We start from the raw sequence: 26,117 nt of genomic DNA, 5'->3' as shown, positions 1-26,117 counted from the left end.
TGACTTGTATGGGCGAGAATCGAGACCGGATGCTGCGCGGCGAGCTCTATCGAGACAGTGATCCCGACTTGGTGGCGTCTCGAATCTCGTGTGGAAAGCTGCTCGACAGATTCAATGCGACCGCGGCAGATCGGACCGAAGAACGGCGTGAACTGCTCGGCGAGCTGCTCGGATCCATCGGAGCGGATTCGTGGATCATGCCCCGATTCCAATGTGACTACGGCACATACATTTCCATAGGCTCGAACACCTTCCTCAATTACGATGCAATTTTGCTGGACTGCGCACCCATCACCATCGGTAACGACGTGTCGATCGGCCCGCGCGCGCAACTACTGACTGCCTTGCATCCCATGGAAGATCACGAAGCTCGCCGGACGCGTTGGGAGAGCGCACTTCCCATCACCATTGGGAACAACGTATGGCTGGGCGGCGGTGTCATCGTCTGCCCGGGAGTAACCATCGGCGAGAACTCGGTGATCGGAGCCGGGAGTGTCGTTACCCGCGACGTACCGTCGCACACCTTTGCTGCGGGTAACCCTTGTCGGGCAATCCGCGCGCTACCGTGAGATCACCGAGTTCAAGATTCTGTCGGAGTCACGAACCAGCGCGCAGACTGCCATCCGCGCGCCCCACCACATCCCCAGCCAACCGATTGCTACGGCCACCGGAATCGATAGATACGCCCACGCTCCCGGAAGGAGCAGCGCGAGCAGTAGTGCAGGCACGACCGACACGGCCAGAACCATTATTCCGAGTACGAGGAATCCGAATGCATTGCCGGTGAACGATCCTCGTGTGTTCATCGAAAACGACTTCGTCGCTTCGGGCACCGGGTAGGCACCGCGTACGGAATTCAGGGCGGTCAGACCGGCGCTGACTCCGAGCATCGAGATCGTCACGGCGATCGGGATCTCCAGCCGGTCGAGCCCGAGGTCGCCGAACACGCGAACCACCACGACCGGCACGATCGCAAAGGGGGCCGCGATCAGCAACCAGGCGATCTGCCGACCACGGATGTCGTCGGGGAGGGCCTGCGGAATCATCACCAGGTGCCACATCGAACTACCGTCGAGACCGTACGAATTCGATCCCGCACCCATGGCCATGAAGATCACGATCCACGCGCCCCAGGCTGCGCTGAACGGAATCGAGTCGGTCACCAACGGGCCGATGCCGGCCAGCACCGAGAAGATCAGGACCGATAGCAGCTGACTTCGACGACGCATGTCGCCGCGCCACAGGGTCAGCTCTCGGGTCACTATCGCGCCTACTCGCGTCACCCGCCACCCTGTTGCTCCGTCGCGGCCGTCGGCGATTGTCTGCTTTCGCGACGATCCCGACGAGGTGGTGATGCGGCCCTCGAAGTGGCGTAGCACCAGTCGCTGCCATGCCCACACCAGTGCGACGTCCAGCAGCAGCAATCCCACCACCGCGCCGATCGCCAACAGCCAATTGCCGTCCAGCACAGCATCGACGCCGGTGATACCCCAACTGAAGGGAATCGAATGGGCCAGTGTGAGCGGCCACGTCACCTCACCCGACAGCACACGATCGAGATTCTGAGTGATGGGGAACTGAAGAAAGTACAGGCCACCGAAGATGGCTCCGAACGCCAACAGTGCGAACTCACGACTGCGTCGACTTTTGAGCAGCTGCGACATCGCCAGCGTCACCACCCTCGACAGCGTCACGAAGAACACCACCGTCGCGGGCCAGGCCACCAGAGCCAGAGGCAGTGCTGCGACCGAGTGGGATAGTGCGTAGATCGGAATGGACGCTGTCGCGACGATCGTCAGTGGAACCACTATGCCGACCACCGACGTGGTCAGCAGCGCACGGGCCAGTCGCACGGGGTCGACGGACAGCAGTTGGAAGTGGCGGGGCTGGATGTTGTCGTCGGAGATGCCCGACAGCACCGGGAAGAGAACCCAACTCAGGCCCATGAGGGTCAGTCCGAGGCCTGCGGTGCCGCCCACCAGTACCTGCGACGCGTCGGTTCGAGCCGCCATCACGCATGCGAGAACCGCGAAGGCCAGTCCCAGCAATCCGAACACAGTTTTGATCACCGCTTGTCCGCCCTTGAACTGCCTGCGGTAGAGCGTGATTCGCATCTGCAGGACCGTGCGGCCGACCGACATCACGAGCGCATCCAGGACAGGCCGTCCGGGTTCTGATCGCGGGTGCCGACGAGCCGAACGAAGGCATCGTCCAGGGTCCCGCCGCCGCGGACCTCGTCGACGGTTCCGGCCGCCACCACTCGGCCTCCGGTGATGACGCCGACGTGTGTGCACAGTTGCTCGACGAGGGCCATGACGTGGCTCGACAGAATCACCGACCCGCCGGAGCGGACGAACTGGACGAGGATGGTTCGAATCGTGGTGGAGGAGATGGGGTCGACAGCCTCGAAAGGCTCGTCCAGCACCAGTAATCGGGGCCCGTGCAGCAGCGCGGAGGCCAGCCCGATTTTCTTGGTCATTCCCGCGGAGTAGTCGGCGATGACGGTTCCGCCGGCGTCGGTCAGGTCCAATGCGTCCAGCAGCTCGTCTCGACGCTGCGCGATGACGTCCTCCGGCATCGCGCGCAGTCGACCGATATAGGTCAGGAGCTCGTGGCCGGTGAACTGTGAGGGCAAGGTCAGTCCATCGGGCAGCACGCCGAGCAGTTCTTTCGCCGCGATCGGATCGGCCCAGACGTCTCGGCCGAATACCAGACTCCGCCCGTACTGCGGTCTCAGCAGCCCCACGGCCATGGACAGCGATGTCGTCTTGCCTGCGCCGTTGGGTCCGACCAACCCGAACATGGAGCCGGGTGGGACTGTCAAGGACAGGTCGTCGACCGCAGGCTTGGGGCCGAAGGCCATGCACAGGTGCTCGAGCAGCAGGGCGGCGGAGTTCGTTTGCACAGGTAACAGACTAACCGGTATGGGCAGATTCGTCATGCGGTGTCGGTCGAACGCACCGGTACCATTCGGGCATGAATCGCACCGCAGTGGTCACCGGAGCTTCGTCAGGAATTGGAAAGGCTGTCGCGTCGGCGCTGGTCGCTCGCGGTTACCGAGTTATCGGCACCTCCCGAAACCCGGCTTCGATGACCGACGCCCAAAGGGCGGCGGGCGTCGAATATCGAGCTCTCGATCTGACCGACAGCGCGTCGATCGGCACATTCGTCGCGGAGCTGGGCGCCGTCGACGTTCTGGTCAACAACGCGGGCGAGAGCCAGTCGGGACCGTTCGAGGAACTGCCGACCGACGCCATCGAACGACTCTTCCAATTGAACGTCTTCGGCGCAGTGACGCTGTCGCAGAACGTCATTCCTGGTATGCGCGAGCGAGGTTACGGCCGCATCGTGATGGTCGGCTCGATGTTGGCCAGCTTCCCCCTCGCCTATCGCTCGTCCTACGCGTCGACGAAAGCAGCGATCAAGGGCTTCTCCGACGCGGCGCGTCTGGAACTCTCTCCCTTCGGCGTGTGGATGACCACCGTCGAGCCGGGATCGATCAACACCGGAATCAGCGAACGCCGTACCAAGTACATCGCCGCGGATTCGGTCCACCGAGACGATTTCCACACAGCGATCTCGTCCCTGGATCGTAAGGAGGGAACCGGCATCTCCGCCGAAGACGTCGCCGACGTGGTACTGAAGGCCATCGAGGCCGACAAGCCGAAACCCTTGTACGCCAGAGGAAGCAACGCGCCGGTCGTGTTTCTGGCGCGACGGTTGCTGCCGGCGACGTTCATGGAGAAGACGATCGCGAAGATGTTCGGGCTGAAGAGATAGTTTGAACCTCTGACCTGGTGGAATACAGCCGGGTGATAGAAACTCTCGGCCTGGTCCTGGCTGCTACGGGTCTGATCGTCGCCGCGCAGGTGATTTCGAAGAAGACGACGCTGCCCGCGGCAGCGTTGTTGACCTTGGCCGGCCTGGCAGTCTCCGCGTCTGCGTTGCCCGACATCGTCCTCGACCCCGAAGTCGTTCTGACCCTGGTGATCCCACCGCTGCTCTACAGCGCTGCCCTGAACTCGTCACTGATCGCCATCCGCCGCAACGTGTGGACGATCTTGAGTTTGTCGGTCGCCCTCGTGGTGGCGACAGCGGCCCTCGTGGGCGTCGGTCTGTGGTTGCTCGTTCCGGGCATCACGCTGGCCGCTGGTATGGCGCTCGGTGCCGCCGTGGCACCGCCGGATCCGGTGGCCGCCCTTGCCGTCGGTCGACGCGCGGGCATTCCACCGAAGCTGATCACCCTCATCGAAGGGGAGGGGTTGCTGAACGACGCCACCGCGTTGACGATGCTGACCGTGGCGATCGCCGCTATCTCCAGCCAGGACATGACGTTCGCTCACGCCGGCGGATTGTTCGTGTTGGCTGCAGTCGGCGGAATCGTCGTCGGATTGGTCGTCGCCCTGCTGATCCGGTTGGTACAGCGATACGTTCACGATTCTCTGCTGCTCAACATCGTGTCGCTGGCGACGCCGTTCGTTGCGTACCTGGCGGCCGAAGAGGTTCATGCGTCGGGAGTTCTGGCCGTCGTGGTCGCGGCGCTGGTGATCGGGCATCACACTCGCCACGCCATCTCCGGAGCCAGCCGCCTGCAGACCAGCGCGGTGTGGCGGCTGATAGATCTGCTGCTGGAGGGCTTCGTGTTTCTGTTGATCGGCGAGCAGTTGCCCACCGTGGTCGGCGGCCTGTCGGCATACTCCGGGACGACCATCGCCCTCGCAGTCACGGTCACGCTCGCCGGCGTCCTGCTGCTCCGGCCGCTGTGGTTGCTGACCACGGGGCTGTCCGCACGCGAGGCAGTGGTGATGAGCTGGGCCGGTACTCGCGGCGTCATCACCGTCGCGGCCGTGTTCACCCTGCCCCTGACGATCGACTCCGGTGAGTCGTTCGAGAGCCGAGACCTGTTGCTGTTCTGCGCATTTCTCGTCGTGCTGGTGACGGTCGTCGGACAGGGCCTGACGTTCGCTCCACTGGTGCGAAAGCTGAACGTCGTCGCGGACCCCGCCGCAGAGGCGCGTGTGCGAAACGAAGCACGTGAGGGATCGACCAAAGCTGCACTGTCACAGCTCGATCGCATCGCCGACGAGGAAAATCTCGACAACGATGGGCGGGAGATACTGCGACACGAATTGGAGCATCGCATTGACCGGTACCACCGCCGACTCGATCATCTCGACGAGTCCGAGGTCGGCGACTCGGTCATCTCACCGGAGCAGATCGCCGCGATGAGTACCCGCAGACGCATCCTGGCGGTCGAGCGGGAGGAGTTACTGTGCTGGCGAGATGCCGGCCGGCTACCGGACAACAGCATGCGCAGCCTCGAGCACGAACTCGACCACGAGGAGCACTCCTTCCGTCCGCACCGAGAGACCGATTATCCGGCGATTGCGGCGTGCATCTCCCAGACGATCACTTCGGCACCGCTGGCGGTGCTCAGCTTCTGGCCGCCGCCTCCGCTGACGCGCACGGCGTCGCCCTCGGCCAGTAGTCCGACGCCCTCGAGCATCGCCTCACCCTCCGCCACGAAGATGTGCACGAACGGTGCGTCGGGAATCTCCACAGGAGCCTGCCCGGCCTGCAGGCGTGCCACGTGCATGGCCGCGTACTTGTTCTTGATGCGAATGGCCGCATGATCGGCGTGGTCGGGCATGCCGGACGCGACGGGAACCAAACCACCGCTGAGCAATTCGCCGTCGATCTCGAGCTGTTCGTAACCCGGGGTGATGCCCTGCTCGTCCGGCACGACCCACATCTGGACGAACCGAACAGGATCGCCGTGCTTGCCCGAGTACGAACCGGCGGTATCGCCGAGTCGCCACGAATCGTTCTTCTCCGAGTGCAGAATTCCGGTACCCGCGCTCATGCGCTGCGCGAGACCGGGGTAGATGACGCCGGAGTGGCCCATCGAGTCCTGGTGCACCAGCGATCCCTGCAGAACCCAGGTGACGATCTCCATATCGCGATGCGGGTGAGTATCGAATCCCATTCCCGGGGTCACGATGTCGTCGTTGTTGACCATGAGGACGCCGTGGTGAGTGTTGCCACGATCGAAGTGATTGCCGAAGGAGAAGGAGTGCTTGGAGTCCAGCCAGCCGATCTTCGTCTTGAATCTGTCGTCGGCCCGGCGGATGTCGAGTGTGGTTGCTGCAGAGGTCATGTCATTGCCTCGAATCTCGAAGTAGGTGTGTTCTCAGAGAACGTGCGAGCCGTACATCTCACCGAGCGGATCGGCGATGAGTTCCAGCCGCGCACCGTCGGGGTCGCGGAAGTACAGCGAGACGTCACTGTGCTCGATCAACTCGATTCCGGCGTCGGTCAGCTTGGCGCGTAGGTGCTCCCAACGGGTGGGCTCGACACTGATGGCCACATGGTGCAGTCCACCCAGCACCTCCGCGTACGGACCGACGTCGAGGCCCGGGAAGTCGAAGAAGGCCAACAGGTTGCTGTTGCCGATGTCGAAGAAGAAGTGGGAGGAGCCCGGGTAGTCGCGGTTCTCGATGAGCTCGGTGAGCGGGAATTCGAGCAGATCCTGGTAGAAGCGCACCGTTGCTTCGACGTCGCTGCTGACCAGCGCGGTGTGATGGAGTCCGCGGGCGGACGACGCGGGCCGCTCGCCGCCCGGCTTCAGATGCTGCGCACGAATGCGATCCCGCTGCTCGGCGTGTTCCTGCGCGCGGCGTGCCTCGTCGGCAGTCAATTCGTTGGTCTCGGTCATCGCTCCACCCTCCGGTCAAGTAGTTGCTTCGTCAACTACTGAGAACAGTACACCAGTTAGTTGCGTTGTCAACTAGCATGGTGGTATGGATTCACCACGGTGGCTCGATACCGACGAGCAGCGGGCCTGGCGCGCATACCTCGATGCGACGCGGCTGCTGCTTCGCGACCTCGACAATCAACTCACACGCGACTCGGGAATCTCGTTCACCGACTTCGAGTTGCTGGTCGTTCTGTCGGAGGCACCCGAGCGTCGCCGACGTATGAGCGAACTTGCGGACGCTGTCACCACGACTCGCAGCGGCGTCACCAGGGCCATCAGCCGACTCGTCGACAACGGATGGGTCATTCGCGTCAAATGCGACGACGACAAACGAGGAATGTCCGCCGAGCTCACCGAAGCCGGCATGAACACCCTCGCCGCCGCCAGCCCGGGCCACGTCGAGACAGTGCGAGAGAACATGTTCGACCTCGTGGACCCGAACGATCTCCCGGCGCTGACCCGGACTTTCACAGCGATGCGGAACCACGCGTCGTGACCGTGACTCACATACCCGGTGAACAACGCCATCATTGGTGGAACGAATGGCTCGACTCCAAGCAGTCATTCCCCGCAACCGGCAACTACGACCTCGCGGCCAACGCGCATGGGCTGCTCATGGTGCACAACGAGGACACGGTGTTTCCGGGCGAGGGCTTCGACTCCCATCAGCACGAGAACATGGAAATCATCACGTGGGTACTGGAAGGGACGCTGAAACACACGGACTCCGAGGGTAATTCGGGGCTCATCTACCCCGGACTCCTTCAACGCATGAGTGCCGGCACCGGCATTCGCCACACCGAACGCAACGCGTCGAGCCTGACCAGCCGGGAGAAGCTGCGCGTCGTGCAGATGTGGATTCCACCCGACACCGACGGAACCGATCCCTCGTACGAAGAGCTGGACGTGCAGGACCAGCTGGCGACCGGCGAGCTGGTGCCGGTGGCATCCTGTATGCCGCGCCGGGGCGGCATTCGGATCGGTAACCGCTACGCCACGCTGCATGTCGCCCGACTTGCACCGGGGGAGTCCGTCACTGTTCCCGACGCGCCGTTCGGTCACGTGTTCATGGCCGACGGTTCAGCGGTGTTCGAGGACATAGGAGACCTCGCGCGAGGCGACGCGGTTCGACTGACCGGTACCGGCGGACACCGTGTGACAGCATCGTCAGCGAGCGAGATCCTGATCTGGGAAATGCACGCCGAGTTCGCCTGATCGAGTTCTTCTGACCGAGTTCTTCTTACACGGGAGATTCACTATGCCGACAGTTGTCACCGACGACGCCGTCACTCTGAGCTATATCGACGAGGGCACCGGCCCGGCCGTAGTACTCATCGCGGGATTCTGCGCCCCCGCCACCACCTGGGCGCTGCAGCAGAAGGCGTTGGTGGCGGCCGGGTATCGAGTGCTGGCTCTCGATCGACGCGGCCATGGGGCATCGGAAGCACCGCCCCACGGCGCATCCATGGAACGGCACGGGCGTGATGTCGCAAACATTTTGGCAGCGCTGAGCGTCGACGACGCCGTATTGATCGGTGGGTCGATGGGAGCGAGCACCGTCTGGTCCTACGTCTCGCAATTCGGCACCGACCACGTACGGGCTGTCGTGTCGGTGGATCAGACACCGAAGATGGTGAACAGCGCAGACTGGCCGAACGGCTTTTACGGACTCACCGAAGAACATCGAAAGACGTTCTTCGACAAAGGAATACCCGACACCGGTCATGGACGGCCCCAGTGGAAGTCCATTCCGTCGCTGCTGAAGCTGGTGCTCGCACTGCGTTCGATGCCGAAGATGGCCTCACCCGACACGGCTCCGATGAAGGCGCTGCTCGCCGATCACGCAGCGCAGGATTGGCGTGCAACCATTGCCGGTACCGGCAGGCCGTACCTAATGGTCGCCGGGCGTGACAGCCAGTTCTGGCCTGCTGCACACGCTTCCGAGTCGGTGGAGCTCAATCCGCTCGGTCGATCGGTGGTCTTGGAGAACTGCGGTCACGCCGCGAACATGGACCGGCCGAACGAGTTCAACACGGCGATGCTGGAATTCCTCGACTCGATCGACTGACGTCACGGCACAACGTGTTCGTCCAGAGCCTGGGCGCACGTAGCCAAACCCTGCCGCAGCGACTGGCGGTCCTGCTCGGAGAGCGACGCGATCATCGTCAGCTCCACCTCGGCGACGGCGGCCGACGCGCGTTCGAGTCGTTCCACGCCTCGCGCAGTCACATGAAGCCGCTGCGCACGCCCGGTCCCGACGATCTCCACCAGCCCCTCGCGCGTGAGCCCGGCCAGCAACTGATGCGTCGCCTGCCTGGTCACGAATACCCCCCGCGCGAGCTCGGCATTGGACAGCCCCGGGCGATGAGCGAGTAGTTCGAGGCTCGAATACTGCGGGACCGTCATGCCCAGCTGTCGTAGCCGCTCGTCCATCGCAGAGCGCAGCGCAGAGGTCGCCCGCTTGAGGGCGTATCCGATCGAGGTGTCGAGGTCCACTTGACTCATGTCAACAGCTTGACATACATTCTTTCTCGTCAAGAACTTGACAAAAACCGAAAGGAATCGACATGAACGACACAACCGTCTCCGGCCCCAGCTTTCTCGCCTTACAGGTTCGCGATCTCGAAGCGAGCGCTGACTTCTACGAATCCCGACTCGGCCTCGTCCGTGCACCCCAGGCACCACCCGGAGCAGTGGTGTTCACAACCTCGCCCATCCCTTTCGCTGTCCGGAATCCCGCTCCCGGAACCGATCTCGACAGCGGGCAGCCCGGCCTCGGGGTTGCGCTGTGGCTCGTGTGCACGGACGCCGAGGCATTGCACGAAACACTGGTTGCGGCCGATGTCCCGATCCTCACCTCGCCTTTCGACGGACCCTTCGGAAAGACCTTCGTCCTGCAAGATCCGGATGGATACGCCGTCACCGTGCACAGCAGCTAAATCCGAAAGGACTATTGCGAAATATTTCTTTCGGGTATGGTTGGTGCATGACCCCACCACCTCCGCCCCGAACGCCGCGGAAGCTGACGGACATGTCCGAGCTGAAGGCGCTGACGCATCCCATTCGGCTGCGCCTGCTCTACGCCTTGCGCGCCAACAAGTCGATGACGGCAACCCAGCTCGGCGATCTGGTGGACGAGTCACCCGCCTCGGTGAGCTATCACCTGCGCAAACTCGCCGAGCACGGATTCGTCAAGGAGGTCGAGAACGGCTCGGACAAGCGCCAACGTTGGTGGTCGGAGGCCAACGAGGAGGGCTTCAGCTGGTCCGAGAACGACTTCGCCGACTCTCCCGAGTCACTGTCGGTTGCCAAGGCGTCCAAGGACTCCTGGTTGGCGCACCAGTGGTCTCGGCTACGTGATTTCGACCGGACGTCCGAGTCCTGGGGGCAAGAATGGGTCTCGGGTGCCTTCAGCACCGACAACGTCCTCCGCCTGACAGCAAGCGAAACCGCTGAGATGGACGCGGAACTACGTGCTGTCGTGGATAAGTGGCGTCGACACGGCGAGAACACGACCTCGGGGGAGCGTGAACACGTCATGGTGCTGATGCACGGATTCCCCACTACACCATAGGAGTTGGCATGTATCCATTCGATCCGCACACGTACCTGTTCATGGCCAGGCAGGATCGCGATCGGCATATGCTTCTGGCCGAGCGCCGCAGACTCGCTGCTGCGCAGAAGCGCCTCCGCCGAGACGAACTCCGCGTTCAGAAGGCGTGGGACGAGTTGACGGCATCGCTCGCCGATGTCTCCGTGTCGGAGCGACGGGTCCTCGAGCTGGCTCGTCGGTGACGTAAGCCGTTCAGAAGAGCTGCTTTTCGAGCCACACCTCGGCGTAGGGTTCGGCGTTGAATGCGGGGACGTCGACATAGCCGAGCCGCGAGTACAAGCGGCGGGCCTCGACCAGATCGGCTCGGGTATCGAGTCGGATTCTGCGGCGGCCGGACTCTCGAACAATATTCTCGATATACCCGATCAACGATGCGCCGACGCCACCCCTCCGGCCGATCGGATCCACGAAGACACGCGTCAATTCAGCAATGTCGCCGGAGATGAAACGTGCTCCACCGCAGCCGACGACGGACTGCTCCGCATACGCCACTACGAACGTGCCCGAATCCCCGGCAAGATCGTCGCTTGGCTCGTCGACCATGACTCGGCGCACTTCCTCGTCCGACGCCTCGCGGCCATAGAACCGACCGACGATATCGACGTTGTAGAGATACAGAATGTCCAGTGCGGGTTCCGAGGACGGATGAACGACGGCGAACGTCGCAGATACTGCCACTACTTCGCGGCAGCCCGCTTGGCGAGCATCTTCGAGATTCCCAACTGCGCGACCACGATGATGGCACCCACGATTGCACCGATGACCGCCGACGCGAGGGTATTGACGATCCACGCCAGTACTCCGCCGATACCTGCCACGCCGCGCACCGCTTCTTCGCCGTGGTGCACGAGTTCGTAGATGGGGTGGAATCCGAGTTCGTCGATACCGACGAGCAGGATGTGCCCGCCGACCCACAGCATCGCTGCGGTACCGACGACCGAGAGCACCGACATGACCTTGGGCATGCCCTTGACCAGGCCTCGCCCGAATTTTTCGATGAATCCGGTGGAACCCTCGGCCAATTTCAGACCGATGTCGTCCATCTTCACGATCAGCGCAACGACACCGTAGACGACGACCGTGATGACCACGGCAACGACCGCAAGGATGATCAGACGGCTCCAGAAGCCTTCGCCGGCAATGGTGTCCAGTGCGATGACCATGATTTCGGCCGACAGAATGAGATCGGTGCGCACGGCACCGGAGACAACAGTGTCTTCGTCGCGCGGTTCGTCCTCGGCAGCCTCGTGATGCTCTCCGTGGCCGAACAACGCGCCCCAGATCTTGTGCGCCGCCTCGTAGCTGAGGTAGCAACCACCGAGCATCAGAATCGGCGTCAACAGCCACGGCAGGAACTGACTCAACAACAGCGCGATCGGCAGAATGATCAGCAGCTTGTTGCGAAGTGAGCCGATCGCGATGCGCTTGATGATGGGGAGTTCACGTTCGGCCGCGAGACCGCGAACGTATTGCGGCGTCACCGCTGCGTCGTCGATCACGACGCCGGCCGCCTTGGCCGTCGCCTTGCCGGTAGCGGCACCGACATCGTCGATGGATGCCGCGGCCAGGCGCGCCAGCGCTGCCACGTCGTCGAGCAGAGCTACGAGTCCGCCGGCCATCACAGACCTTCGAGTGAAGACGAATACACGGTCAGGCTCCTAGGGCTGAGTACGACGCCGAAATCCGGCGATCCACATTCTCGAACCATACCGCCAGCAGCTCGTCACGGACTACCCATCGGCGAGCGATGTATGGTTTCCTATACGTATAGCGAGCTATACCTACGATCGGAGCATTCACGTGACACTCAGATGGATATCGGTCGCCGCTGTCGGCCTTGCCACGGCGTCGGCGACGGCATTGCTCGCCTGGCTGGTCTCGCCCGTCGCCCCAGGGGTCGCGGCGGTGGTGTTCGGGTTCACCGCGCTCCCGTTCGGTGCAATGCTGGGCTGGATACTGATTATCGCACCGGTCACTGCCGACCAAACTTACGCTTCGGGTGACAGCGTCGAAAGCCATTGGACAACAGCAGCATCGAGTGGCACCGCCACCGATCTTGTGACCGTCCTCGGTCTGACTCTGGCGGTGGTGGCCATCACCCGCGTCGATCCCCCGGCCACTCTGCTGCTGACGGGTCTGTTGCTGGCTGCGTTCGCATCGTTCACCGCGCGGTATGCGTTCGCGCGCTACCGAGCCCTGTCCGAATGAGGAACGACGTTCGACGGCGGCGCACCCAGAAGGGTTGGTCTCAAAGCGAACTGGCCGATCGGATAGACGTCACGCGCCTGACGATCATCTCCATCGAGAAGGAGCGATTCGACCCGAGCCTGCCCGTCGCTTTTCGCCTCGCCGCGGCCTTCGACTGCACCATCGAGGAGTTGTTCGAGCCGGATCCGAGCTGAACGTCATTGCGAATACGAGCTGAGAAAATTGCCGAGACGTTCGAGCGCAGTCGCGAGATCGTCGACGTTGGGCAGCGTGACGAGTCGGAAGTGATCGGGCACATCCCAATTGAAGGCACGGCCGTGACTGACGAGAATCTTCTCGGATTCGAGGAGATCGAGCACGAACTTCTCGTCGTCGACGATCCCGAAGCGGTCGGTGTCGAGTTTCGGGAACATGTACAGCGCACCCGCTGCCTGGACGCAGCTGATTCCATCGATCAAGTTGAGCATGCGATGCGCGAGGTCACGTTGCGCGGTCAGCCTCCCTGCCGGAAGAAGGAGGTCTTCGATCGACTGCCTGCCGCCGAGCGCGGTCTGAATCGCGTGTTGCGCCGGTACGTTTGCGCACATCCGCATGTTGGACAGCAGGGTGATACCCTCGATGAAACTCGCTGCGCGTCGACGCGGCCCGGTGACCGCCAACCATCCGGCCCGAAATCCACACACTCGATATGCCTTCGAGAGGCCCGAATACGTCAAGCACAGAACATCTTTGCCGGTCAGAGTGGCGAGATTCGTCATCTCCGCACCGTCGTACACGATCTTCTCGTAGATCTCGTCTGCGAGCAGTATCAGATCGTGCTCACGCGCCAGTTCGACGAACCGCTGGAGTGCCTCGCGTGGATACACCGCCCCCGTCGGGTTGTTCGGATTGATCACCACGATCGCACGGGTGCGTGGGGTGATCTTGGCTTCGAGATCCTCGAAGTCCGGGGCCCAGTCCTGACTCTCGTCGGCAAGATAGTGGACGGGTGTGCCACCGGCGAGCGCTACCGATCCCGTCCACAGCGGGTAATCGGGCGAGGGAATCAGAATCTCGTCCTCCGGGTTGCACAGTGCCTGCATCGTCATCGTGATCAGTTCCGATACCCCGTTGCCGAGGTAGACATCGCCGACGTCGAGATCGGTCAGTCCCTTGGTCTGGTAGTACTGCACCACCGCGGTTCGGGCGGAGAACAGGCCCCGGGAATCCGAATAGCCCTGTGCTGTCGGAAGATTGCGAATAATGGCCATCATGATCTCGTCCGGTGCCTCGAAACCGAAGGGGGCAGGATTGCCGACGTTGAGACGCAGGATCGCGTGGCCCTGCTCCTCGAGTTCCTCGGTCTTGTCCAGAATGCGTCCGCGAATGTCGTAGCGAACATTCTCGAGCTTGCGCGCCTGATCGATCGATTTCGTCATGCCGGAAGTTCCTCCTGTCGAACGGACGGCGACATCCGGGTCCGGACCGCCACTGTTGCACACGCAATGACCGCTGCTCCTCCCCCGACGACCGGCCACGTCAACCCCTCGCGCAGGATGATCGCGGCCCAACAGATGGTGAGCACCGGTTGGATCAGCTGAATCTGGCTCACGCTGGACATGGGGCCGATGGCCAGGCCCCGATACCAGGCGAAGAATCCGAGGTACATGCTCACCACCGCCAGGTAGGCGAACGATGCCCACTCGGGCGCACCTGCTGTCGACGGCTGCTCCCACCACGAGAAAGCGGCCAACGCACCGGTCACCGGAATGCTCACCACCAGGGCCCACGACACCGTTTGCCAGGCCCCGAGTTCGCGGGCCAGCAAGCCCCCTTCGGCGTAGCCGACCGCCGCTGCGACAACGGCCCCGAGGAGCAACAGGTCCGACCACTCGAGCCCGGTCAGCCGTCCGCCCTGAACGGCCGCAAATCCGATCGCGACGGCAGCGCCCATGGCCGCGACCAGCCAGAACACCGGCCGGACTCGTTGCCGTTCTCGCACCACCGCGACAACGGCCGTAGCCGCCGGGAGCAGTGCAATGACGACGGCGCTATGACCCGCCGATGCCGTGGTGAGGGCATAGGAAGTGAGTACCGGAAAGCCGATGACGACACCGGCCGCGATGATGGCCAGCCGACCCCAATGCCCACCCTGGGGGAGCCGTTGTCTCGTCGCCGCCAGCGCGACTGCCGCCAATGCGGCGGCGAACACGGCGCGCCCGGTACCGACGAAGAGCGGTGACAGGCCTCCGGTGACGGCGATGCGAGTGAGCGGAACGGTGAACGAGAATGCAGTGACGCCCGCCAAGCCCCACAACAATCCGGCGCGCGATAGCGGGCTCGCACCAGAACGAGTAGCGCTACTATGCTGTGTCATGTCCGACGATAGCAGTTCACGGATTGTGGACGCACTCAAGCAGTGGATCGCGACCGCGCCCCCCGAGGCGAAGCTGCCGTCCACCCGCTCCCTGGTGGCCCAGCATTCGGCCAGTCCGGTCACGGTGCAGAAGGCGCTGCGCACCCTCACCGCGCAAGGCGTCATCGAAAGTCGCCCTGGTGTCGGCACATTCGTCAGGACGGTACGCACGGCCCGGCCCAACGACTACGGGTGGCAGACAGCGGCGCTGGGAGCGCCGGGCAACCGACTGCAACTTCCGGCTGCGCTACAGTCCACGTCGAGCGATGTGATTGCACTGCACTCGGGCTACCCGGCTCGGGAGCTGCTGCCGGAGAGGCTCGTTCACGCTGCGTTCACTCGCGCATCCCGTACCGACGCGGTGATTGCTCGGCCCCCGACCGCCGGACTGCCCGAATTGCGGGCGTGGTTCGCAGCGGAGTTGGGGGCATCGACGCCAGTGGGCGTGACTCCGCCGTCGGCGAGCGATGTCGTCATCATTCCCGGCAGCCAGACCGGCCTCAGTACCGCATTCCGGGCGCTCGTCGGTGCAGGCCGTCCGCTACTGATGGAATCTCCGACATATTGGGGCGCGATTCTCGCTGCCACCCAGGCGGGCGTCCGCGTCGTACCCGTCCCCAGCGGCGTACACGGTCCTGACCCCGATGCGCTGGCACAGGCGTTCGCGCGCACCGGCTCTCGGGCGTTCTATGCCCAACCCACGTTTGCCAGCCCGACCGGAGCCCACTGGTCGCCGGCGCTGGGCGAGCAGGTTCTCGACACAGTTCGCCGGCACGGCGCGTTCTTGATCGAGGACGACTCGGCCCACGATTTCGGTATCACCGCCGAGCCGAATCCGTTGGCTGCACGGGACGACGCCGGGCATGTGGTCTACCTACGATCGCTCACCAAGACGGTGTCACCGTCGGTTCGATTGGCAGGCTTGATCGCTCGCGGCCCCGCACACGAGCGAATCCTCGCCGACACCGGTGCCGAGTCGATGTACGTCAGCGGGATCCTGCAAGCAGTCGCACTGGACGTGGTGACGCAACCCGCCTGGCGTACCCATCTCCGGCATCTGCGTACACAGTTGGCCTCTCGCCGGGACTTGTTGGCGAACACCCTGATCGAGTTCGCACCTCGCGGCCATCTCGATGCCGTCCCGCGCGGTGGGCTCAATCTGTGGATGCGCCTGCGCGACGATGTCGATCTGGAACAGATTGTGCAGCAATGTAAATCTGCCGGTGTCATCGTCGGTGCCGGGAGCGACTACTTTCCCGCCGAACCCACCGGTAAGTACCTTCGACTCAACTATGCCGGTCCCAACCCCGGCGAGTTTCCCGATGCTGCGCGCACGATCGGTTCCATCATCTGAGGCTGTGGGAAACATCCATGGCGAAGGTCGACTTGCGACCCCACACGAACCAGACCAGGGCACCGAGGAAAGGGAACGCCAGTACGACGAAGATCCACACTGCCCGACCGGCGGCGGTGTAGTTGGGGGAACGAATGATGCTGATCAGCGCTGCGATGAACAAGAACAGCGCACCGAACGTCAGCACCAGAGCGATCACCAGGCCCAGGGTTCCCAATCCCACACCGAGCACCTGCTCGGTGGTCGACGGTTGCTGAGAAAGAAAAGTTGCGACCTGCATGATGGTCCCTTCGCGTTCGATGTTTCGTTGACCTGACCAACGCTACGAGTCGGTATTCCTCAGCACATCGGTCTGCGCGGGTATCTCGCCGTACATCCGCAGATGTACGCGACCCTGACGAACAGCAACGAGCTAGGTCGACGCAGCAGCTAGATTGACTCGGTGCAGAAGGTCAAGAACGACTACGCCGCGTGGATGGAACTGGGTCCGGGAGGACTTCCCGCCAATGTCGGTGGCTGGCTGATCACCACCGCCCTGCGGCCATTTGCGCGACGCGACCCACTTCGTGTCGACGGCACATCCGGTAACGGTCTGCACTGGCAGCTCGAACATCGCCCCGGACCACGGCCGTCGATCGCGCCGTACCCGATTCCCCATCGCCAGCTCACCGATCGGGGTACCCATGCTCTGATCGAACGGCTGACTGCTGCCGTCACCGCCGAGGCGTTGTCGGATGGACCGTTTCATCTGGAGCGCAGTCGATTCGAGCGTAGAGGTGAGGCGCTCTATCTAACCGATCTCAGCTCTGCTTCGCCCTGGATCTTCCGAACCAAAGGCGAAATCGTGCACGTACACGAGACCGAAGGTTCGTTGCACGTCGTACTGCAACCGGACGATGCGCAGGCCGTCATATCCGCAGGATGGGGCGAACTGCACCCGCTGGCAGGACGCCCCGTACTCGGACTACCCGAGACCTACGTCTTCCTGTACGCACCGAGAGATTCCGACGACGCCGATCGAATCGAACAGATCATCCATCGCGCGACAGCTACTTCGACGATATGACTCTGGGCAAGAGCGGCCGAACATGTGAGCATCGATGCATGACACTCGACGACATCGTGAATCTGGTCGGCAGCTTCGACGGCACGTTGGCGCAGCGGCCCCGAGAGGGTGATGGAACTCCCGAACTCGCATGGGGCGATGTGTTCTTCTACTACTCGCCGGACGGGACTGTTCCCACGTCCATCCAGCCGTTCGCAACCATCGTGACGAAGAACTATCCGGGTGACGAGTTGTCCCGGCTGGACCGGCCCGACGCGTTCCGCGTCAATATCGTTGCAGCAAAGCACGAGTTCGAGCAGATCCTGGGAGTTCCTCCACGCGAGGCAGCTCACGCACCCCAGGCCGACACCGACGACACCCTTGCCGCACACCCTCAGTACGGCACGGCGGGCTGGTTGTCGGTGGTCAATCCGTCTTCGCAGACCGAGTCCCAGATCGGGGAACTCGTCGAGTCTGCTTACGGCGTCGCCAAGGCCAGGTACGAGCGCCGCCAACACTGATCACACGAAGAAGTCGTCCATCGACCGGGACAGCCCCTCGATGTCCAGACCGTTGGCTCGGTCGTGTTGGGCCACCGTTCCGTACTTCCTCCGCTCTCCGGGTTCCACCCCGATTCCCAACACCCGATGCCGCACATCCGATAGAACCCGATCGATATGTGACACAGACGTTCCCGCGAGGTAAGGCTCCACGATCATGACGTCCGGCGCAGTCAGCGTCTCTCGGAGAGTTGTACCGTCGAACGGCCTGATCGTCGACGCGTGCAGCACGGTCACGTCACGTCCACGGGCCGCGGCCAGGACCCGGTCCGTCATCGGACCGACCGAGATCACAGTGCCGGAATTACCCTGTTGCAGAACGGCCATCGAACCTCCGGGTCGACCGTACGAGTGATCGTTCGAGACGCCGTCGAGCCTGATGTAGACGCGATCGTCGGATTCAGCCGCACCGCGCAGCATCCATTCGACCTCGTCGACGTGCCCTGGCACGTGCACCGTCCACCCGTCCAGGGTGTCCAGTAGTGCGACATCGCGTTGGCCGAAGTGCGTCTCACCGCCTTGCGGCCAACCGTAGGAGCCTCCCGAGCTGACCAGGATCGCGCCTACATCCTGATGTCCCAGATCGAGTTTCACCTGCTCGAAGGGCCTTTCGATCAGGAACGGCGGAAAGGTATGCACGATCGGACGCAAGCCCGCGAGCGCCATTCCGCCCGCGACACCGATCATCGTCTGCTCTCGAATACCCACGTTGACCACCCGCGATCGGATGTCAGGAGTGAGGTACGGCTCGAGATAAGCAGCGCCGATCTCGGCCAACACCAGCACAATTCGCTCGTCCTGCGCCAACAGCTCCGGCACCAGCCGGTAGAAGGACTCGCGTTGATCCGCGGTCCTGTTCATCGTCGACGTCATTCAGTTCTCCTTCTTCTCCACGTGGGCGATCACCACGTGCGGTCGGTCGCCGTGATCGATGCGAAACGCCTGCCGGAGCGCACTGTGGTCTCGTCCGTCGACGTCGGATGTCGACCATCCCTCGACGGCGAAGCGCGATGCGATGCCGCCGGGCCAACCCAAACCAGCAGAATCGTTGTCGATCACCACTGTGCTCAGGTTGCCCAGCTGCGATCGCCCGGCGAATTGGATGGCTTCCATGTTGCTGCCCTCGTCGAGCTCGGCGTCACCGATCAGTACGAACACCTGGGCCTGGCTTCGCTGGATCTGCAGCGCCACAGCAGTTCCGGCTGCCAGCGCCAGACCATGACCGAGCGATCCCGATCCGATGTCGACCCCGGGAATCAGCGTGCGGTCCGGATGATTGCCCAGCGGTGAGTGGTAACTGCCGAACGACGCGAGCTCGTTGGGCGGGAGGAGCCCCCGCGCGGCAAGCACTGCGTAGTACGCCATCGGGCCGTGCCCCTTGGAGAGGTAGAACCTGTCGCGATCGGGATCATCCGGCTTCGCCGTATCGAGACGAAGAATGTCGGAGTACAGCACCCACAGTACGTCCAGCGTGGATGTGGCACTGGCACCGTGCTTTTCGTCGCCGGTCATCAGTGTCATGAGTTGGGGTAACTCGTCGAAGGTCATCTGCATGACACCACCCTGCAACCTCGAGTGCACTCGAGGTCAAGGGCGTCGTACTACACCCAACCGTCCGACGACCGGCCCGCGAAGTTCGCTAGGCGTTCCAACGGCCCTGCCTCGGATCGGGGTTCCACGATGGGCCCGAAGGGGACTCCTGGAACACGGCTCTCCGCCGGCAGCAGTGCTCGAAGTTCCACGGCGACCGGATCGATGAGCGCTGGATCGGCCTGGGCCGGTTGTCCCGTCGCAACGGCAAGATCCCATCCGTGCACCAGTAACTCCCGCGCATAGCCCCACACAGCCGATCGCCCTGGGACTTCACCCCACGGAACGATGACCGGGGCGTCGAGAACCGCGTCGTCGGCCCAGGCCGCGCGCGCCTGCTCCACCAGAGTGTCGAACGATGCGGCGTCGTGATCAGGAGAGAACGGCGAGACCGAGTCCGGGCTACCCAATTCGGCGATCGCAATCAGCCTGGCCACCGTTGCCACGAGGTGACCGGCCAGCGTCCGGACATCGAACTCGTCGCACGGAGTGGGAAGGTCCAGTTGGTCGGCGCGCACCGCACCGATCAGACCGCTCACCCATGCGGCGGACGTGAAGTACACCTCGCGCGGATCCGTCTGCTGCGTGGTCTCGATGGTATTCATTGTTGAGCCTTCCGTTCCGCGGCCGCCGGTTGTGGCCTGCTGAATAGAAGTAAATCGGGTGAACATGACATCTTCTGTCATGTTTTGGTGAGAGACTTTTCGGGTGCGCGCAGACCGGTTGCTGTCCATCGTCATGCTGCTCCAACATCGGGGCAGATTGAATGCTGCCGACATCGCTGCCCATCTCGAAGTGTCCACGCGCACCGTATTGCGTGACATCGAAGCGTTGTCCTCGGCGGGTATTCCGGTCTACACCGATCGCGGTCGCGGTGGTGGCATCAGTCTGCTGCCGGGCTATCGCACCGAGCTGACCGGTCTGACGGCGGCCGAGGCGACGGCACTGCTCGCTTCCGGCGCGGGACGCGTCGCCACCCCGGCGTTTGCGAGCGCCATGCGCAAGGTGGTCGCCGCGATACCCGACGCTCACCGAGCGGCGGCAAGCACTGCATCACAACGGATTCTGGTCCGACCCGACGGGTTTGCCTATCCCCACGAACCCGAGGTCCATCTACCGGAATTGCAGCGAGTCGTCATCGACGGTCTGCGCGTACGGATGTCGTATCGCAACCGCGGCGGTGAATTATCCGATCGAACCCTAGACCCCGTAGGGCTCGTTTATGCCGGCGATCATTGGTACCAGCTCGCCGCCCGAGAGGGAAACGAACGTGTCTATAGAGTATCCCGCATAGATACCCTGACCGTCCTCGACGAGCCTGCACATCGCAGTGCTGCCGTGGATCTGGAAGCGGCATTCACGGCGCATTGGACATCCTTTCGCGCAAGTTTGACCCACATCGACATCACCTGCCTCGTAGAAGAATCGGCATGGGTCTCGTTGACGAAGAACGTCGTTCGAGTGATCAGCGAACAAGTGCAGGACGACGGACGACGCCTCGCAGTCATCGAGTTTTCCGGCCACAATCACGCTGTGGGAGCCCTGTGGCAGTGCGCGCCTGCGGTAACAGTGCTGCAGCCGAGCACAATTCGAGACGAAATGGCTCAGCGTGCGACGGCAACGGCGCGGTTGTACAGCTGACTTCGCGGCGGGGTTCGTAGTCGGAGAGTGCATTACGAAGTCATTACCATTGCGAATAGTCTGGTGCTTTCGTAGGGTGGACCTGACTCCGAACATTCAGGACGGCGCTATGGCTTTCAATCCACCCCGAACGTGGTTCGGCCCGAAACGGTACGGCTGGGGAATCAGCCCGCACACCTGGGAGGGCTGACTCCTCCTGGTCATCTTCGTGATTGTCGTCGTCACGCTGGGAGCCACCGTATTCTCGTGACATGTCGCGCCCACACCTCGACGTAGCAGGGATATCGATCGACTGCCCCGAGCCGGTAGAACTCGCTCGCTTCTACCTTGCGCTACTCGGCGGAGAACTGTTGTGGGAGAACACGTCGAGCTCGGGGATTCGCACGCAGTCGGGTCTGAACATCGTTGCGCAGAAGGTGGCGAACTACATCCCGCCCACATGGCCGTCGGCGTCCATCGTGCACTTCGATCTCGCTGCGGGAGTGAGCCTCGACGAATCCGTCGCTTATGCAATCGAATGTGGGGCAACCGAAGCAGCGGAGCAACCGGACCCGCGGTGGCGAGTTCTCCTCGACCCCGCCGGACACCCCTTCTGCATCACCACAGAGGTGTACGACGGTTGACGGGGGCAATAGCCTGACACGGTGCGCAATCTCGTCATCCTTCTGCTTCTGTTCGGATTCATCGTCGGATTGGCTCCACTTTCCTGGTACTTGATCGGTGAATGGACCACCGACCTGGACGACGTCGTTTATCAAGGTTCGTACGAGCCCCTCGAGGGCGTGCCGATGAGCCGCGGCTATTCCATCGATTTGGATAGGGATCTCAACAGCGATCCATTGATCCTTCGCCCTCCGTGGCTGTACCTTGTCCCGGTGGCGACCGGAGCTCTCGGCGCGCTGACCGGATTGGTTCTCGGACGATTCGGATTCATGTTGAATCGCAACGGCACCCGCGAGGCCTGACGTGGGCGAACCCGCTGAAGTGGAGCTGAGTCTCGACGACATTCGGCACGTGGCGGCGTTCGCAGCCACCTGTGCCCGTCGTGCCTTGCCGATTTTCGAGGCCTCGCACCCGAACGATCTCCGTCCACGTTCGGCGATCGACGGTGCCGGGTCATTCGCCGAGACCGGCCACCGAACGGCGGAGTTACGCAGACTCGCCTGGGACGCGCACAAGGCCGCCCGCGAGGTGACGGAATCCGCGGCGATCGACGCCGCCCTTGCTGCCATGCACGCAGCAGGTGCCGCCTTCCTCCATCCGCTGTACAGCCCCCATCAGGTCACGCATATTCTTGGATCCGCCGTGCATCTGGCGCTGACGGACTCCAAAGTTGTTGCAGAACAAATCGAATGGATCGACGCGCAGTCCAATGCGATTGTGCGAGCGATCTTGCGTCGGTTTCCGTCACCGGCCGCCGGGCGCACGAAGTTCGGCATACTTCTCGTCCAACTCGATACAGAATTGCGACGCTGACGCGTTGTCTCGATGGACCGGCGATGACAGCATGAAAGACATGAACCTCCGCGAGCGCCCCTGGACCCGATACGCGGTTGTCACCTTGCTGGCCGCGCTCGCGTTCCTGACGATCAGCGACCTCGTGTCCGATCCTTCTGGCTGGAACTGGTCGAAGCTGGTGGTGCTGGCAGTAGCCGCCCCAGCGCTCTGGTACCGAGGAGGTCGGCACTCGCCCGTACCCAACAAGATCGGACCCGAGTCCGTACCCGCCGAGGATGTCGAAGCCGTTGTCGCAGAATCCGGCAGAACCGTCAAGGCCATTCGTTCGTTGCGTGAAATGCATCCCGGTCTCGGCTTGCTCGATGCGAAAAGACTTGTTCAACCTGAAAATTGACAGCTCGAGGAGTCGATATGTCCGGCACACGTGACGTCAGAGATTCCGACGGGCTCTTCGAGGCCGCAAACCTGTTGGTCGATTTCAATCGCGAGTACGACGACCCGGCACCCGAGCCCGAATGGCTTGCGGCCCATCTGAACAGGCTGGTCACATCTGGTGACACCAGCGTGCTGACCTTCGGAGCTCCCGCCATCGGTGCGGCCGTTCTGAGATTTCGGATCGGTACGCTGAGCGCCGACCTGGAGGCCTATCTCGCCGAGTTCTACATTCAGCCAGATCATCGCGGGAAGGGCTACGGCACAACCTTTCTCGACTATGCCATCGACCATGCCCGCGCCCGAGGTGCCACCTACATGGACCTCAACACCTCGGAAGACGACGAGGCAGCTCGCCATGTCTACGAGAAGCGAGGCTTCGACTGCCACGAAGGACGCGGCGAGGGACCGAAAGCTCTCTATTACGAACTCGAGCTCGAGTCGGACGGGTAACGTGACCTTATGGTTAGCCGAGATAACAGCTCCACGTCGTTCGGAACCGCCGCCGAGGTGTACGAATCGGCTCGTCCCGAATACCCGTCGGACTCGGTTGCGTGGCTGCTGGAGCCTGCATTCGCGTCGGGTCGAACGCCACGAGTCGCTGACGTCGGTGCCGGCACGGGCAAGCTCACGCGCAGCATCGTTGCCGCTGGTTGCGACGCCATTGCCGTCGACCCTGATACCGCCATGCTCGACGCCCTGCGCATCGCGGTGCCGGGTGTCCCGACCCTGGTCGGTACTGCCGAATCCCTCCCAGTAGACGACGAGAGTCTCGATGGAGTGCTGCTCGGACAGGCCTGGCACTGGGTCGATCCGGTGGCCGCGTCACGTGAGATCGGACGGGTCCTGCGTCCTGGCGGTGTGCTGGGTTTGGTCTGGAACATTCGCGACGAGTCACAGGCCTGGGTTCGACGCCTCAACTCCGTGGTCTTACGCGGCGGAGCGATGGCCATGTTCGACGACGGTCCGCCGCCGATAGCGGAGCCCTTCGATCATCTCGAAGAGCGACGATGGGCGTGGTCTCGCACGGTGAACCGATCGCTGTTGACCGACCTGGTTCGATCGCGCAGTTTCTACATCACCGCATCGGTCACTGAGCGAAGCCGCATCGATCAGGATCTCGCCGCACTGTTCGACGAATTGGGCCTGCAGGGTTCGACAACGATTGGCCTTCCCTACGTCTCGAGAGCTTTCCGCTGCACAAGGCCACACCGTGACACCTGAAATCCACTCGCTCGCAGTCGAATCAGGAGACTCGATTCTCCCCCAACGCACCCGAGGAACGAGCCGTGACAAACAGCGCCATGTCGTCCCCGTTAAAGGTGACATCGACCTCACACCAGCAGGCAGATGGGTCTCGATCGACACACGTGCGACTGGCTGAGTGAACCGCACCCCGGCCCAATCGATATTTGGGTGGCACTGCGTCCGGCCACGCACGTCGAATCCGATCAGAGTGCGGTCAGGTGGTCGTCCCGGTCATCGCTCGTGGATCGACCAGTCGATCGAACTCCTCCGCCGTCACCACCTGCTGCGCGAGGGCGGCTTCTCGCAGCGTGGTGCCGTCGCGCGATGCCTGCTGAGCCACCAGCGAGGCGGCGTCGTACCCGATGGCGGGAGACAGCGCGGTGACGAGCATCAGGGACCGTTCGACACCCTCGTCGATGCGATCACGGTTCAAGGTGATGCCCTCGATGCAATACTCGCGGAACAATCGGCATACATCGGTGAGCATCCGAGCCGAATGCAGCACGTTCTGAATCACGATGGGACGCATGGTGTTCAGCTCGAAATTCCCCTGTGATCCGGCAAAGGCCACTGCCGTGTCGTCGGCGAGCACCTGGATGCAGACCATCACCACCGACTCGCACTGGGTGGGGTTGACTTTGCCCGGCATGATCGAGCTGCCCGGTTCGTTGGCCGGCAGGATCAGCTCGCCGATTCCGCAGCGCGGTCCGGACGCGGCCCATCGAATGTCGTTGGCGATCTTCATCAGTGGTACCGCGAGCGCCCGCATTCCCGCGGAGGCGGCCACCACCGCATCGAGTCCGCCGAGAGCCGCGAACTTGTTGGGCGCAGTGACGAACGGGTAGCCGGTGATGTCTGCGAGTTCCGCGGCGACGTCGACGTCGAAGCCATCCGGCGCATTGAGACCGGTACCCACCGCCGTTCCGCCCAGCGCGATCTCGTGCAGCGCAGGGAGCGTAGCCATGAGGCGAGCGATGCCGTCTTCGAGCTGACGGGCGTACCCGGACCATTCCTGGCCGACGGTCAACGGAACAGCGTCCTCCAAGTGCGTCCGCCCGATCTTGACCGCATCCGCCCACAGCGTCGCCTTGGCGTCGAGGGCTGCGTGGAGTTCACGGACGCTGGGATCGAGCTCATCGGTAACGGCGGTCAGCACGGCCAGATGCATGGCGGTGGGGAAGGTGTCGTTGGAGGACTGGCTGCGGTTCACGTCGTCGTTGGGGTGCACCGGGCTCTTCGAGCCGAGCGTGCCACCGAGGAGCTGAATGCACCGGTTGGCCACGACCTCGTCGACGTTCATGTTCGACTGCGTGCCCGAGCCAGTCTGCCAGACGTAGAGCGGGAACTGCTCGTCGAGCGCGCCGCTCGCGACCTCGTCGCAGACCTGCGCCATCAGGTCCGCCTTCCATTGCGGGAGCAATCCGTGCCGCGCGTTCACCAGTGCCGCGGCCTTCTTCACCGAGCCGTAGGCGCGGCAGACCGCCACGGGCATCCGGTCGCCTCCGATAGCGAAGTGCACCAGCGAGCGCTCTGTCTCCGCACCCCAGTAGTGGTCGGCGGGGACCTCCACGGAACCCATGGGATCGGTTTCGGTGCGAGTTCCCCTCTCGTGCAGGCCCACCGGTAGGTCGAGGACGGTCGGGACCGCGGGAGCAACAGTATTGGTCATTGCAAGACCCTGCGTGATGCTGACGGGCCGGCGGCAGAGCCCAATGGTCGGTATCGACGTGACCTAAGGCCCTGTCGCAGGGCACACCAGGTCCGTTGACTGGGGAGGTCGTCGCCGCCACCCGGGTTGCGTCACCCCCACATCCCC

At 63.1% G+C, this 26,117-nt stretch carries 34 protein-coding genes and 1 pseudogene; 21 read left to right on the top strand and 14 right to left on the bottom strand.

The genetic code is table 11. The features are described from left to right. The first annotated feature begins 8 nt into the window (after positions 1-8). Positions 9-569, top strand: a complete 561-nt coding sequence (locus tag QM797_RS03525) for a sugar O-acetyltransferase (protein ID WP_283273749.1) — start codon at positions 9-11, stop codon at positions 567-569. Here QM797_RS03525 and QM797_RS03520 read toward each other — a convergent pair. Beyond that, entirely contained in the window at positions 561-2,114 is a 1,554-nt protein-coding gene (locus QM797_RS03520; protein WP_283273748.1) for an ABC transporter permease, read from the bottom strand. The two genes, QM797_RS03525 and QM797_RS03520, sit on opposite strands and share 9 nt — an antisense overlap. 26 nt (positions 2,115-2,140) lie before the next feature. Further along, entirely contained in the window at positions 2,141-2,941 is an 801-nt protein-coding gene (locus QM797_RS03515) for an ABC transporter ATP-binding protein (protein ID WP_371833808.1), read from the bottom strand. A 35-nt stretch (positions 2,942-2,976) separates the two neighbouring features. Here QM797_RS03515 and QM797_RS03510 point away from each other — a divergent pair, with 35 nt between their 5' ends. After that, entirely contained in the window at positions 2,977-3,780 is an 804-nt protein-coding gene (locus QM797_RS03510; protein ID WP_283273746.1) for an SDR family oxidoreductase, read from the top strand. Between the two features lie 17 nt (positions 3,781-3,797). After that, a pseudogene (locus QM797_RS03505) lies at positions 3,798-5,333 on the top strand (Na+/H+ antiporter); the annotation flags it as partial. A gap of 41 nt (positions 5,334-5,374) precedes the next feature. Here QM797_RS03505 and QM797_RS03500 read toward each other — a convergent pair. Together QM797_RS03500 and QM797_RS03495 are read right to left on the bottom strand one after the other, a co-directional pair. Beyond that, positions 5,375-6,157 carry a pirin family protein gene (locus QM797_RS03500; protein ID WP_283273745.1) on the bottom strand — a complete coding sequence of 261 codons (783 nt, stop codon included), beginning with the start codon at positions 6,155-6,157 and terminating at the stop codon, positions 5,375-5,377. Between the two features lie 33 nt (positions 6,158-6,190). Beyond that, positions 6,191-6,715: a VOC family protein gene (locus QM797_RS03495; protein WP_283273744.1), complete on the bottom strand. Its 525-nt coding sequence runs from the start codon at positions 6,713-6,715 to the stop codon at positions 6,191-6,193. An 85-nt stretch (positions 6,716-6,800) separates the two neighbouring features. Between QM797_RS03495 and QM797_RS03490 the strand changes: the two genes are divergently transcribed. Genes QM797_RS03490 through QM797_RS03480 form a run of 3 tightly spaced genes read left to right on the top strand, consistent with a single transcriptional unit; the run spans position 6,801 to position 8,825 of the window. Continuing rightward, positions 6,801-7,253, top strand: coding sequence for a MarR family winged helix-turn-helix transcriptional regulator (locus QM797_RS03490; RefSeq protein WP_283273743.1), 453 nt, complete (start codon positions 6,801-6,803; stop codon positions 7,251-7,253). Next, on the top strand, positions 7,250-7,972 hold the full coding sequence (locus tag QM797_RS03485; RefSeq protein ID WP_283273742.1) for a pirin family protein: 723 nt from the start codon (positions 7,250-7,252) through the stop codon (positions 7,970-7,972). The genes QM797_RS03490 and QM797_RS03485 overlap by 4 nt, the downstream gene beginning before the upstream one ends. Positions 7,973-8,015: 43 nt before the next feature. Beyond that, entirely contained in the window at positions 8,016-8,825 is an 810-nt protein-coding gene (locus QM797_RS03480; RefSeq protein ID WP_283273741.1) for an alpha/beta fold hydrolase, read from the top strand. 2 nt (positions 8,826-8,827) lie between these two features. Here the strand turns inward: QM797_RS03480 and QM797_RS03475 are convergent, their stop codons facing one another. Continuing rightward, positions 8,828-9,262 carry a MarR family winged helix-turn-helix transcriptional regulator gene (locus QM797_RS03475; protein WP_283273740.1) on the bottom strand — a complete coding sequence of 145 codons (435 nt, stop codon included), beginning with the start codon at positions 9,260-9,262 and terminating at the stop codon, positions 8,828-8,830. A 62-nt stretch (positions 9,263-9,324) separates the two neighbouring features. On the opposite strand from QM797_RS03475, the gene QM797_RS03470 reads away from it, so the two are divergent. Genes QM797_RS03470 through QM797_RS03460 form a run of 3 tightly spaced genes read left to right on the top strand, consistent with a single transcriptional unit; the run spans position 9,325 to position 10,552 of the window. Beyond that, the gene (locus QM797_RS03470; RefSeq protein WP_283273739.1) at positions 9,325-9,696 is read left to right on the top strand and encodes a VOC family protein; all 372 of its coding nucleotides are present in this window, start codon (positions 9,325-9,327) and stop codon (positions 9,694-9,696) included. A gap of 47 nt (positions 9,697-9,743) precedes the next feature. After that, positions 9,744-10,331, top strand: coding sequence for an ArsR/SmtB family transcription factor (locus tag QM797_RS03465; protein ID WP_283273738.1), 588 nt, complete (start codon positions 9,744-9,746; stop codon positions 10,329-10,331). Positions 10,332-10,339: 8 nt separating this feature from the next. Next, a complete protein-coding gene (locus QM797_RS03460) occupies positions 10,340-10,552 on the top strand; it encodes a hypothetical protein (protein ID WP_283273737.1) in 213 nt (70 codons plus the stop codon). A 10-nt stretch (positions 10,553-10,562) separates the two neighbouring features. On the opposite strand, the gene QM797_RS03455 is transcribed toward QM797_RS03460, so the two are convergent. Further along, positions 10,563-11,048, bottom strand: coding sequence for a GNAT family N-acetyltransferase (locus QM797_RS03455; RefSeq protein ID WP_283273736.1), 486 nt, complete (start codon positions 11,046-11,048; stop codon positions 10,563-10,565). Then, on the bottom strand, positions 11,048-11,989 hold the full coding sequence (locus QM797_RS03450; RefSeq protein ID WP_283273735.1) for a DUF808 domain-containing protein: 942 nt from the start codon (positions 11,987-11,989) through the stop codon (positions 11,048-11,050). Before QM797_RS03450 ends, QM797_RS03455 begins: the two co-directional genes overlap by 1 nt. 181 nt (positions 11,990-12,170) lie before the next feature. Between QM797_RS03450 and QM797_RS03445 the strand changes: the two genes are divergently transcribed. Together QM797_RS03445 and QM797_RS03440 are read left to right on the top strand one after the other, a co-directional pair. Then, positions 12,171-12,578: a hypothetical protein gene (locus QM797_RS03445; RefSeq protein ID WP_283273734.1), complete on the top strand. Its 408-nt coding sequence runs from the start codon at positions 12,171-12,173 to the stop codon at positions 12,576-12,578. Beyond that, positions 12,575-12,772: a helix-turn-helix transcriptional regulator gene (locus QM797_RS03440; RefSeq protein ID WP_283273733.1), complete on the top strand. Its 198-nt coding sequence runs from the start codon at positions 12,575-12,577 to the stop codon at positions 12,770-12,772. Before QM797_RS03445 ends, QM797_RS03440 begins: the two co-directional genes overlap by 4 nt. A gap of 3 nt (positions 12,773-12,775) precedes the next feature. Here the strand turns inward: QM797_RS03440 and QM797_RS03435 are convergent, their stop codons facing one another. Beyond that, the gene (locus tag QM797_RS03435; protein ID WP_283273732.1) at positions 12,776-13,996 is read right to left on the bottom strand and encodes a pyridoxal phosphate-dependent aminotransferase; all 1,221 of its coding nucleotides are present in this window, start codon (positions 13,994-13,996) and stop codon (positions 12,776-12,778) included. Continuing rightward, positions 13,993-14,934 carry a DMT family transporter gene (locus QM797_RS03430; protein WP_283273731.1) on the bottom strand — a complete coding sequence of 314 codons (942 nt, stop codon included), beginning with the start codon at positions 14,932-14,934 and terminating at the stop codon, positions 13,993-13,995. Before QM797_RS03430 ends, QM797_RS03435 begins: the two co-directional genes overlap by 4 nt. Here QM797_RS03430 and QM797_RS03425 point away from each other — a divergent pair. After that, entirely contained in the window at positions 14,933-16,327 is a 1,395-nt protein-coding gene (locus QM797_RS03425) for an aminotransferase-like domain-containing protein (RefSeq protein WP_283273730.1), read from the top strand. The two genes, QM797_RS03430 and QM797_RS03425, sit on opposite strands and share 2 nt — an antisense overlap. Here the strand turns inward: QM797_RS03425 and QM797_RS03420 are convergent. Continuing rightward, positions 16,320-16,607, bottom strand: coding sequence for a PLD nuclease N-terminal domain-containing protein (locus QM797_RS03420; protein WP_283273729.1), 288 nt, complete (start codon positions 16,605-16,607; stop codon positions 16,320-16,322). The genes QM797_RS03425 and QM797_RS03420 overlap by 8 nt on opposite strands. Positions 16,608-16,769: 162 nt before the next feature. On the opposite strand from QM797_RS03420, the gene QM797_RS03415 reads away from it, so the two are divergent. Together QM797_RS03415 and QM797_RS03410 are read left to right on the top strand one after the other, a co-directional pair. Next, entirely contained in the window at positions 16,770-17,393 is a 624-nt protein-coding gene (locus QM797_RS03415) for a luciferase domain-containing protein (RefSeq protein WP_283273728.1), read from the top strand. A gap of 38 nt (positions 17,394-17,431) precedes the next feature. Further along, positions 17,432-17,893, top strand: a complete 462-nt coding sequence (locus QM797_RS03410) for a DUF6194 family protein (RefSeq protein ID WP_283273727.1) — start codon at positions 17,432-17,434, stop codon at positions 17,891-17,893. Here the strand turns inward: QM797_RS03410 and QM797_RS03405 are convergent, their stop codons facing one another. Genes QM797_RS03405 through QM797_RS03395 form a run of 3 tightly spaced genes read right to left on the bottom strand, consistent with a single transcriptional unit; the run spans position 17,894 to position 20,127 of the window. Continuing rightward, the gene (locus QM797_RS03405) at positions 17,894-18,805 is read right to left on the bottom strand and encodes a transketolase family protein (RefSeq protein WP_283273726.1); all 912 of its coding nucleotides are present in this window, start codon (positions 18,803-18,805) and stop codon (positions 17,894-17,896) included. It lies immediately after the preceding gene. Continuing rightward, on the bottom strand, positions 18,806-19,486 hold the full coding sequence (locus QM797_RS03400; protein WP_283273725.1) for a thiamine pyrophosphate-binding protein: 681 nt from the start codon (positions 19,484-19,486) through the stop codon (positions 18,806-18,808). A gap of 47 nt (positions 19,487-19,533) precedes the next feature. Beyond that, a complete protein-coding gene (locus QM797_RS03395; RefSeq protein WP_283273724.1) occupies positions 19,534-20,127 on the bottom strand; it encodes a TIGR03086 family metal-binding protein in 594 nt (197 codons plus the stop codon). Positions 20,128-20,230: 103 nt separating this feature from the next. Between QM797_RS03395 and QM797_RS03390 the strand changes: the two genes are divergently transcribed. From QM797_RS03390 to QM797_RS03360, 7 genes are all read left to right on the top strand, one after another. Next, complete coding sequence (locus QM797_RS03390) at positions 20,231-21,163, top strand: helix-turn-helix transcriptional regulator (protein WP_283273723.1); 933 nt, start codon at positions 20,231-20,233, stop codon at positions 21,161-21,163. 251 nt (positions 21,164-21,414) lie between these two features. After that, the gene (locus QM797_RS03385) at positions 21,415-21,786 is read left to right on the top strand and encodes a VOC family protein (RefSeq protein ID WP_283273722.1); all 372 of its coding nucleotides are present in this window, start codon (positions 21,415-21,417) and stop codon (positions 21,784-21,786) included. A gap of 21 nt (positions 21,787-21,807) precedes the next feature. Then, positions 21,808-22,128, top strand: a complete 321-nt coding sequence (locus QM797_RS03380; protein WP_283273721.1) for a hypothetical protein — start codon at positions 21,808-21,810, stop codon at positions 22,126-22,128. A gap of 1 nt (position 22,129) precedes the next feature. Then, positions 22,130-22,639 (top strand): putative immunity protein, encoded by a 510-nt coding sequence (locus tag QM797_RS03375; RefSeq protein ID WP_283273720.1) that lies wholly within the window; start codon positions 22,130-22,132, stop codon positions 22,637-22,639. Positions 22,640-22,679: 40 nt separating this feature from the next. Then, positions 22,680-23,015: a hypothetical protein gene (locus QM797_RS03370; RefSeq protein ID WP_283273719.1), complete on the top strand. Its 336-nt coding sequence runs from the start codon at positions 22,680-22,682 to the stop codon at positions 23,013-23,015. 17 nt (positions 23,016-23,032) lie between these two features. Continuing rightward, positions 23,033-23,506, top strand: a complete 474-nt coding sequence (locus tag QM797_RS03365; protein ID WP_283273718.1) for a GNAT family N-acetyltransferase — start codon at positions 23,033-23,035, stop codon at positions 23,504-23,506. Positions 23,507-23,515: 9 nt separating this feature from the next. Then, positions 23,516-24,277: a class I SAM-dependent methyltransferase gene (locus QM797_RS03360; protein ID WP_283273716.1), complete on the top strand. Its 762-nt coding sequence runs from the start codon at positions 23,516-23,518 to the stop codon at positions 24,275-24,277. A 238-nt stretch (positions 24,278-24,515) separates the two neighbouring features. On the opposite strand, the gene fumC is transcribed toward QM797_RS03360, so the two are convergent. Then, a complete protein-coding gene (gene fumC / locus QM797_RS03355; protein WP_283273715.1) occupies positions 24,516-25,970 on the bottom strand; it encodes a class II fumarate hydratase in 1,455 nt (484 codons plus the stop codon). Positions 25,971-26,117 lie beyond the last annotated feature (147 nt).

The sequence above is a fragment of the Rhodococcus sp. IEGM 1381 genome, from assembly GCF_030056795.1.
GTDB lineage: Bacteria > Actinomycetota > Actinomycetes > Mycobacteriales > Mycobacteriaceae > Rhodococcoides.
This window is presented reverse-complemented; position numbering and strand designations above follow the sequence as displayed.

Excerpts from the sequence above, each read along its gene's own strand:
- QM797_RS03425 (WP_283273730.1), top strand. The coding sequence starts at position 14,933 with ATGTCCGACGATAGCAGTTCACGGATTGTGGACGCACTCAAGCAGTGG.
- QM797_RS03490 (WP_283273743.1), top strand. The coding sequence starts at position 6,801 with ATGGATTCACCACGGTGGCTCGATACCGACGAGCAGCGGGCCTGGCGC.
- QM797_RS03460 (WP_283273737.1), top strand. The coding sequence starts at position 10,340 with ATGTATCCATTCGATCCGCACACGTACCTGTTCATGGCCAGGCAGGAT.
- QM797_RS03465 (WP_283273738.1), top strand. The coding sequence starts at position 9,744 with ATGACCCCACCACCTCCGCCCCGAACGCCGCGGAAGCTGACGGACATG.
- QM797_RS03525 (WP_283273749.1), top strand. The coding sequence starts at position 9 with ATGGGCGAGAATCGAGACCGGATGCTGCGCGGCGAGCTCTATCGAGAC.
- QM797_RS03395 (WP_283273724.1), bottom strand. The coding sequence starts at position 20,127 with ATGAATACCATCGAGACCACGCAGCAGACGGATCCGCGCGAGGTGTAC.
- QM797_RS03520 (WP_283273748.1), bottom strand. The coding sequence starts at position 2,114 with ATGCGAATCACGCTCTACCGCAGGCAGTTCAAGGGCGGACAAGCGGTG.
- QM797_RS03360 (WP_283273716.1), top strand. The coding sequence starts at position 23,516 with ATGGTTAGCCGAGATAACAGCTCCACGTCGTTCGGAACCGCCGCCGAG.
- QM797_RS03470 (WP_283273739.1), top strand. The coding sequence starts at position 9,325 with ATGAACGACACAACCGTCTCCGGCCCCAGCTTTCTCGCCTTACAGGTT.
- QM797_RS03410 (WP_283273727.1), top strand. The coding sequence starts at position 17,432 with ATGACACTCGACGACATCGTGAATCTGGTCGGCAGCTTCGACGGCACG.
- QM797_RS03480 (WP_283273741.1), top strand. The coding sequence starts at position 8,016 with ATGCCGACAGTTGTCACCGACGACGCCGTCACTCTGAGCTATATCGAC.
- fumC (WP_283273715.1), bottom strand. The coding sequence starts at position 25,970 with ATGACCAATACTGTTGCTCCCGCGGTCCCGACCGTCCTCGACCTACCG.
- QM797_RS03370 (WP_283273719.1), top strand. The coding sequence starts at position 22,680 with ATGAACCTCCGCGAGCGCCCCTGGACCCGATACGCGGTTGTCACCTTG.
- QM797_RS03405 (WP_283273726.1), bottom strand. The coding sequence starts at position 18,805 with ATGACGTCGACGATGAACAGGACCGCGGATCAACGCGAGTCCTTCTAC.
- QM797_RS03420 (WP_283273729.1), bottom strand. The coding sequence starts at position 16,607 with ATGCAGGTCGCAACTTTTCTTTCTCAGCAACCGTCGACCACCGAGCAG.
- QM797_RS03500 (WP_283273745.1), bottom strand. The coding sequence starts at position 6,157 with ATGACCTCTGCAGCAACCACACTCGACATCCGCCGGGCCGACGACAGA.
- QM797_RS03435 (WP_283273732.1), bottom strand. The coding sequence starts at position 13,996 with ATGACGAAATCGATCGATCAGGCGCGCAAGCTCGAGAATGTTCGCTAC.
- QM797_RS03475 (WP_283273740.1), bottom strand. The coding sequence starts at position 9,262 with ATGAGTCAAGTGGACCTCGACACCTCGATCGGATACGCCCTCAAGCGG.
- QM797_RS03440 (WP_283273733.1), top strand. The coding sequence starts at position 12,575 with ATGAGGAACGACGTTCGACGGCGGCGCACCCAGAAGGGTTGGTCTCAA.
- QM797_RS03515 (WP_371833808.1), bottom strand. The coding sequence starts at position 2,941 with ATGACGAATCTGCCCATACCGGTTAGTCTGTTACCTGTGCAAACGAAC.
- QM797_RS03495 (WP_283273744.1), bottom strand. The coding sequence starts at position 6,715 with ATGACCGAGACCAACGAATTGACTGCCGACGAGGCACGCCGCGCGCAG.
- QM797_RS03365 (WP_283273718.1), top strand. The coding sequence starts at position 23,033 with ATGTCCGGCACACGTGACGTCAGAGATTCCGACGGGCTCTTCGAGGCC.
- QM797_RS03430 (WP_283273731.1), bottom strand. The coding sequence starts at position 14,934 with ATGACACAGCATAGTAGCGCTACTCGTTCTGGTGCGAGCCCGCTATCG.
- QM797_RS03385 (WP_283273722.1), top strand. The coding sequence starts at position 21,415 with ATGTCGCGCCCACACCTCGACGTAGCAGGGATATCGATCGACTGCCCC.
- QM797_RS03400 (WP_283273725.1), bottom strand. The coding sequence starts at position 19,486 with ATGCAGATGACCTTCGACGAGTTACCCCAACTCATGACACTGATGACC.
- QM797_RS03450 (WP_283273735.1), bottom strand. The coding sequence starts at position 11,989 with ATGGCCGGCGGACTCGTAGCTCTGCTCGACGACGTGGCAGCGCTGGCG.
- QM797_RS03510 (WP_283273746.1), top strand. The coding sequence starts at position 2,977 with ATGAATCGCACCGCAGTGGTCACCGGAGCTTCGTCAGGAATTGGAAAG.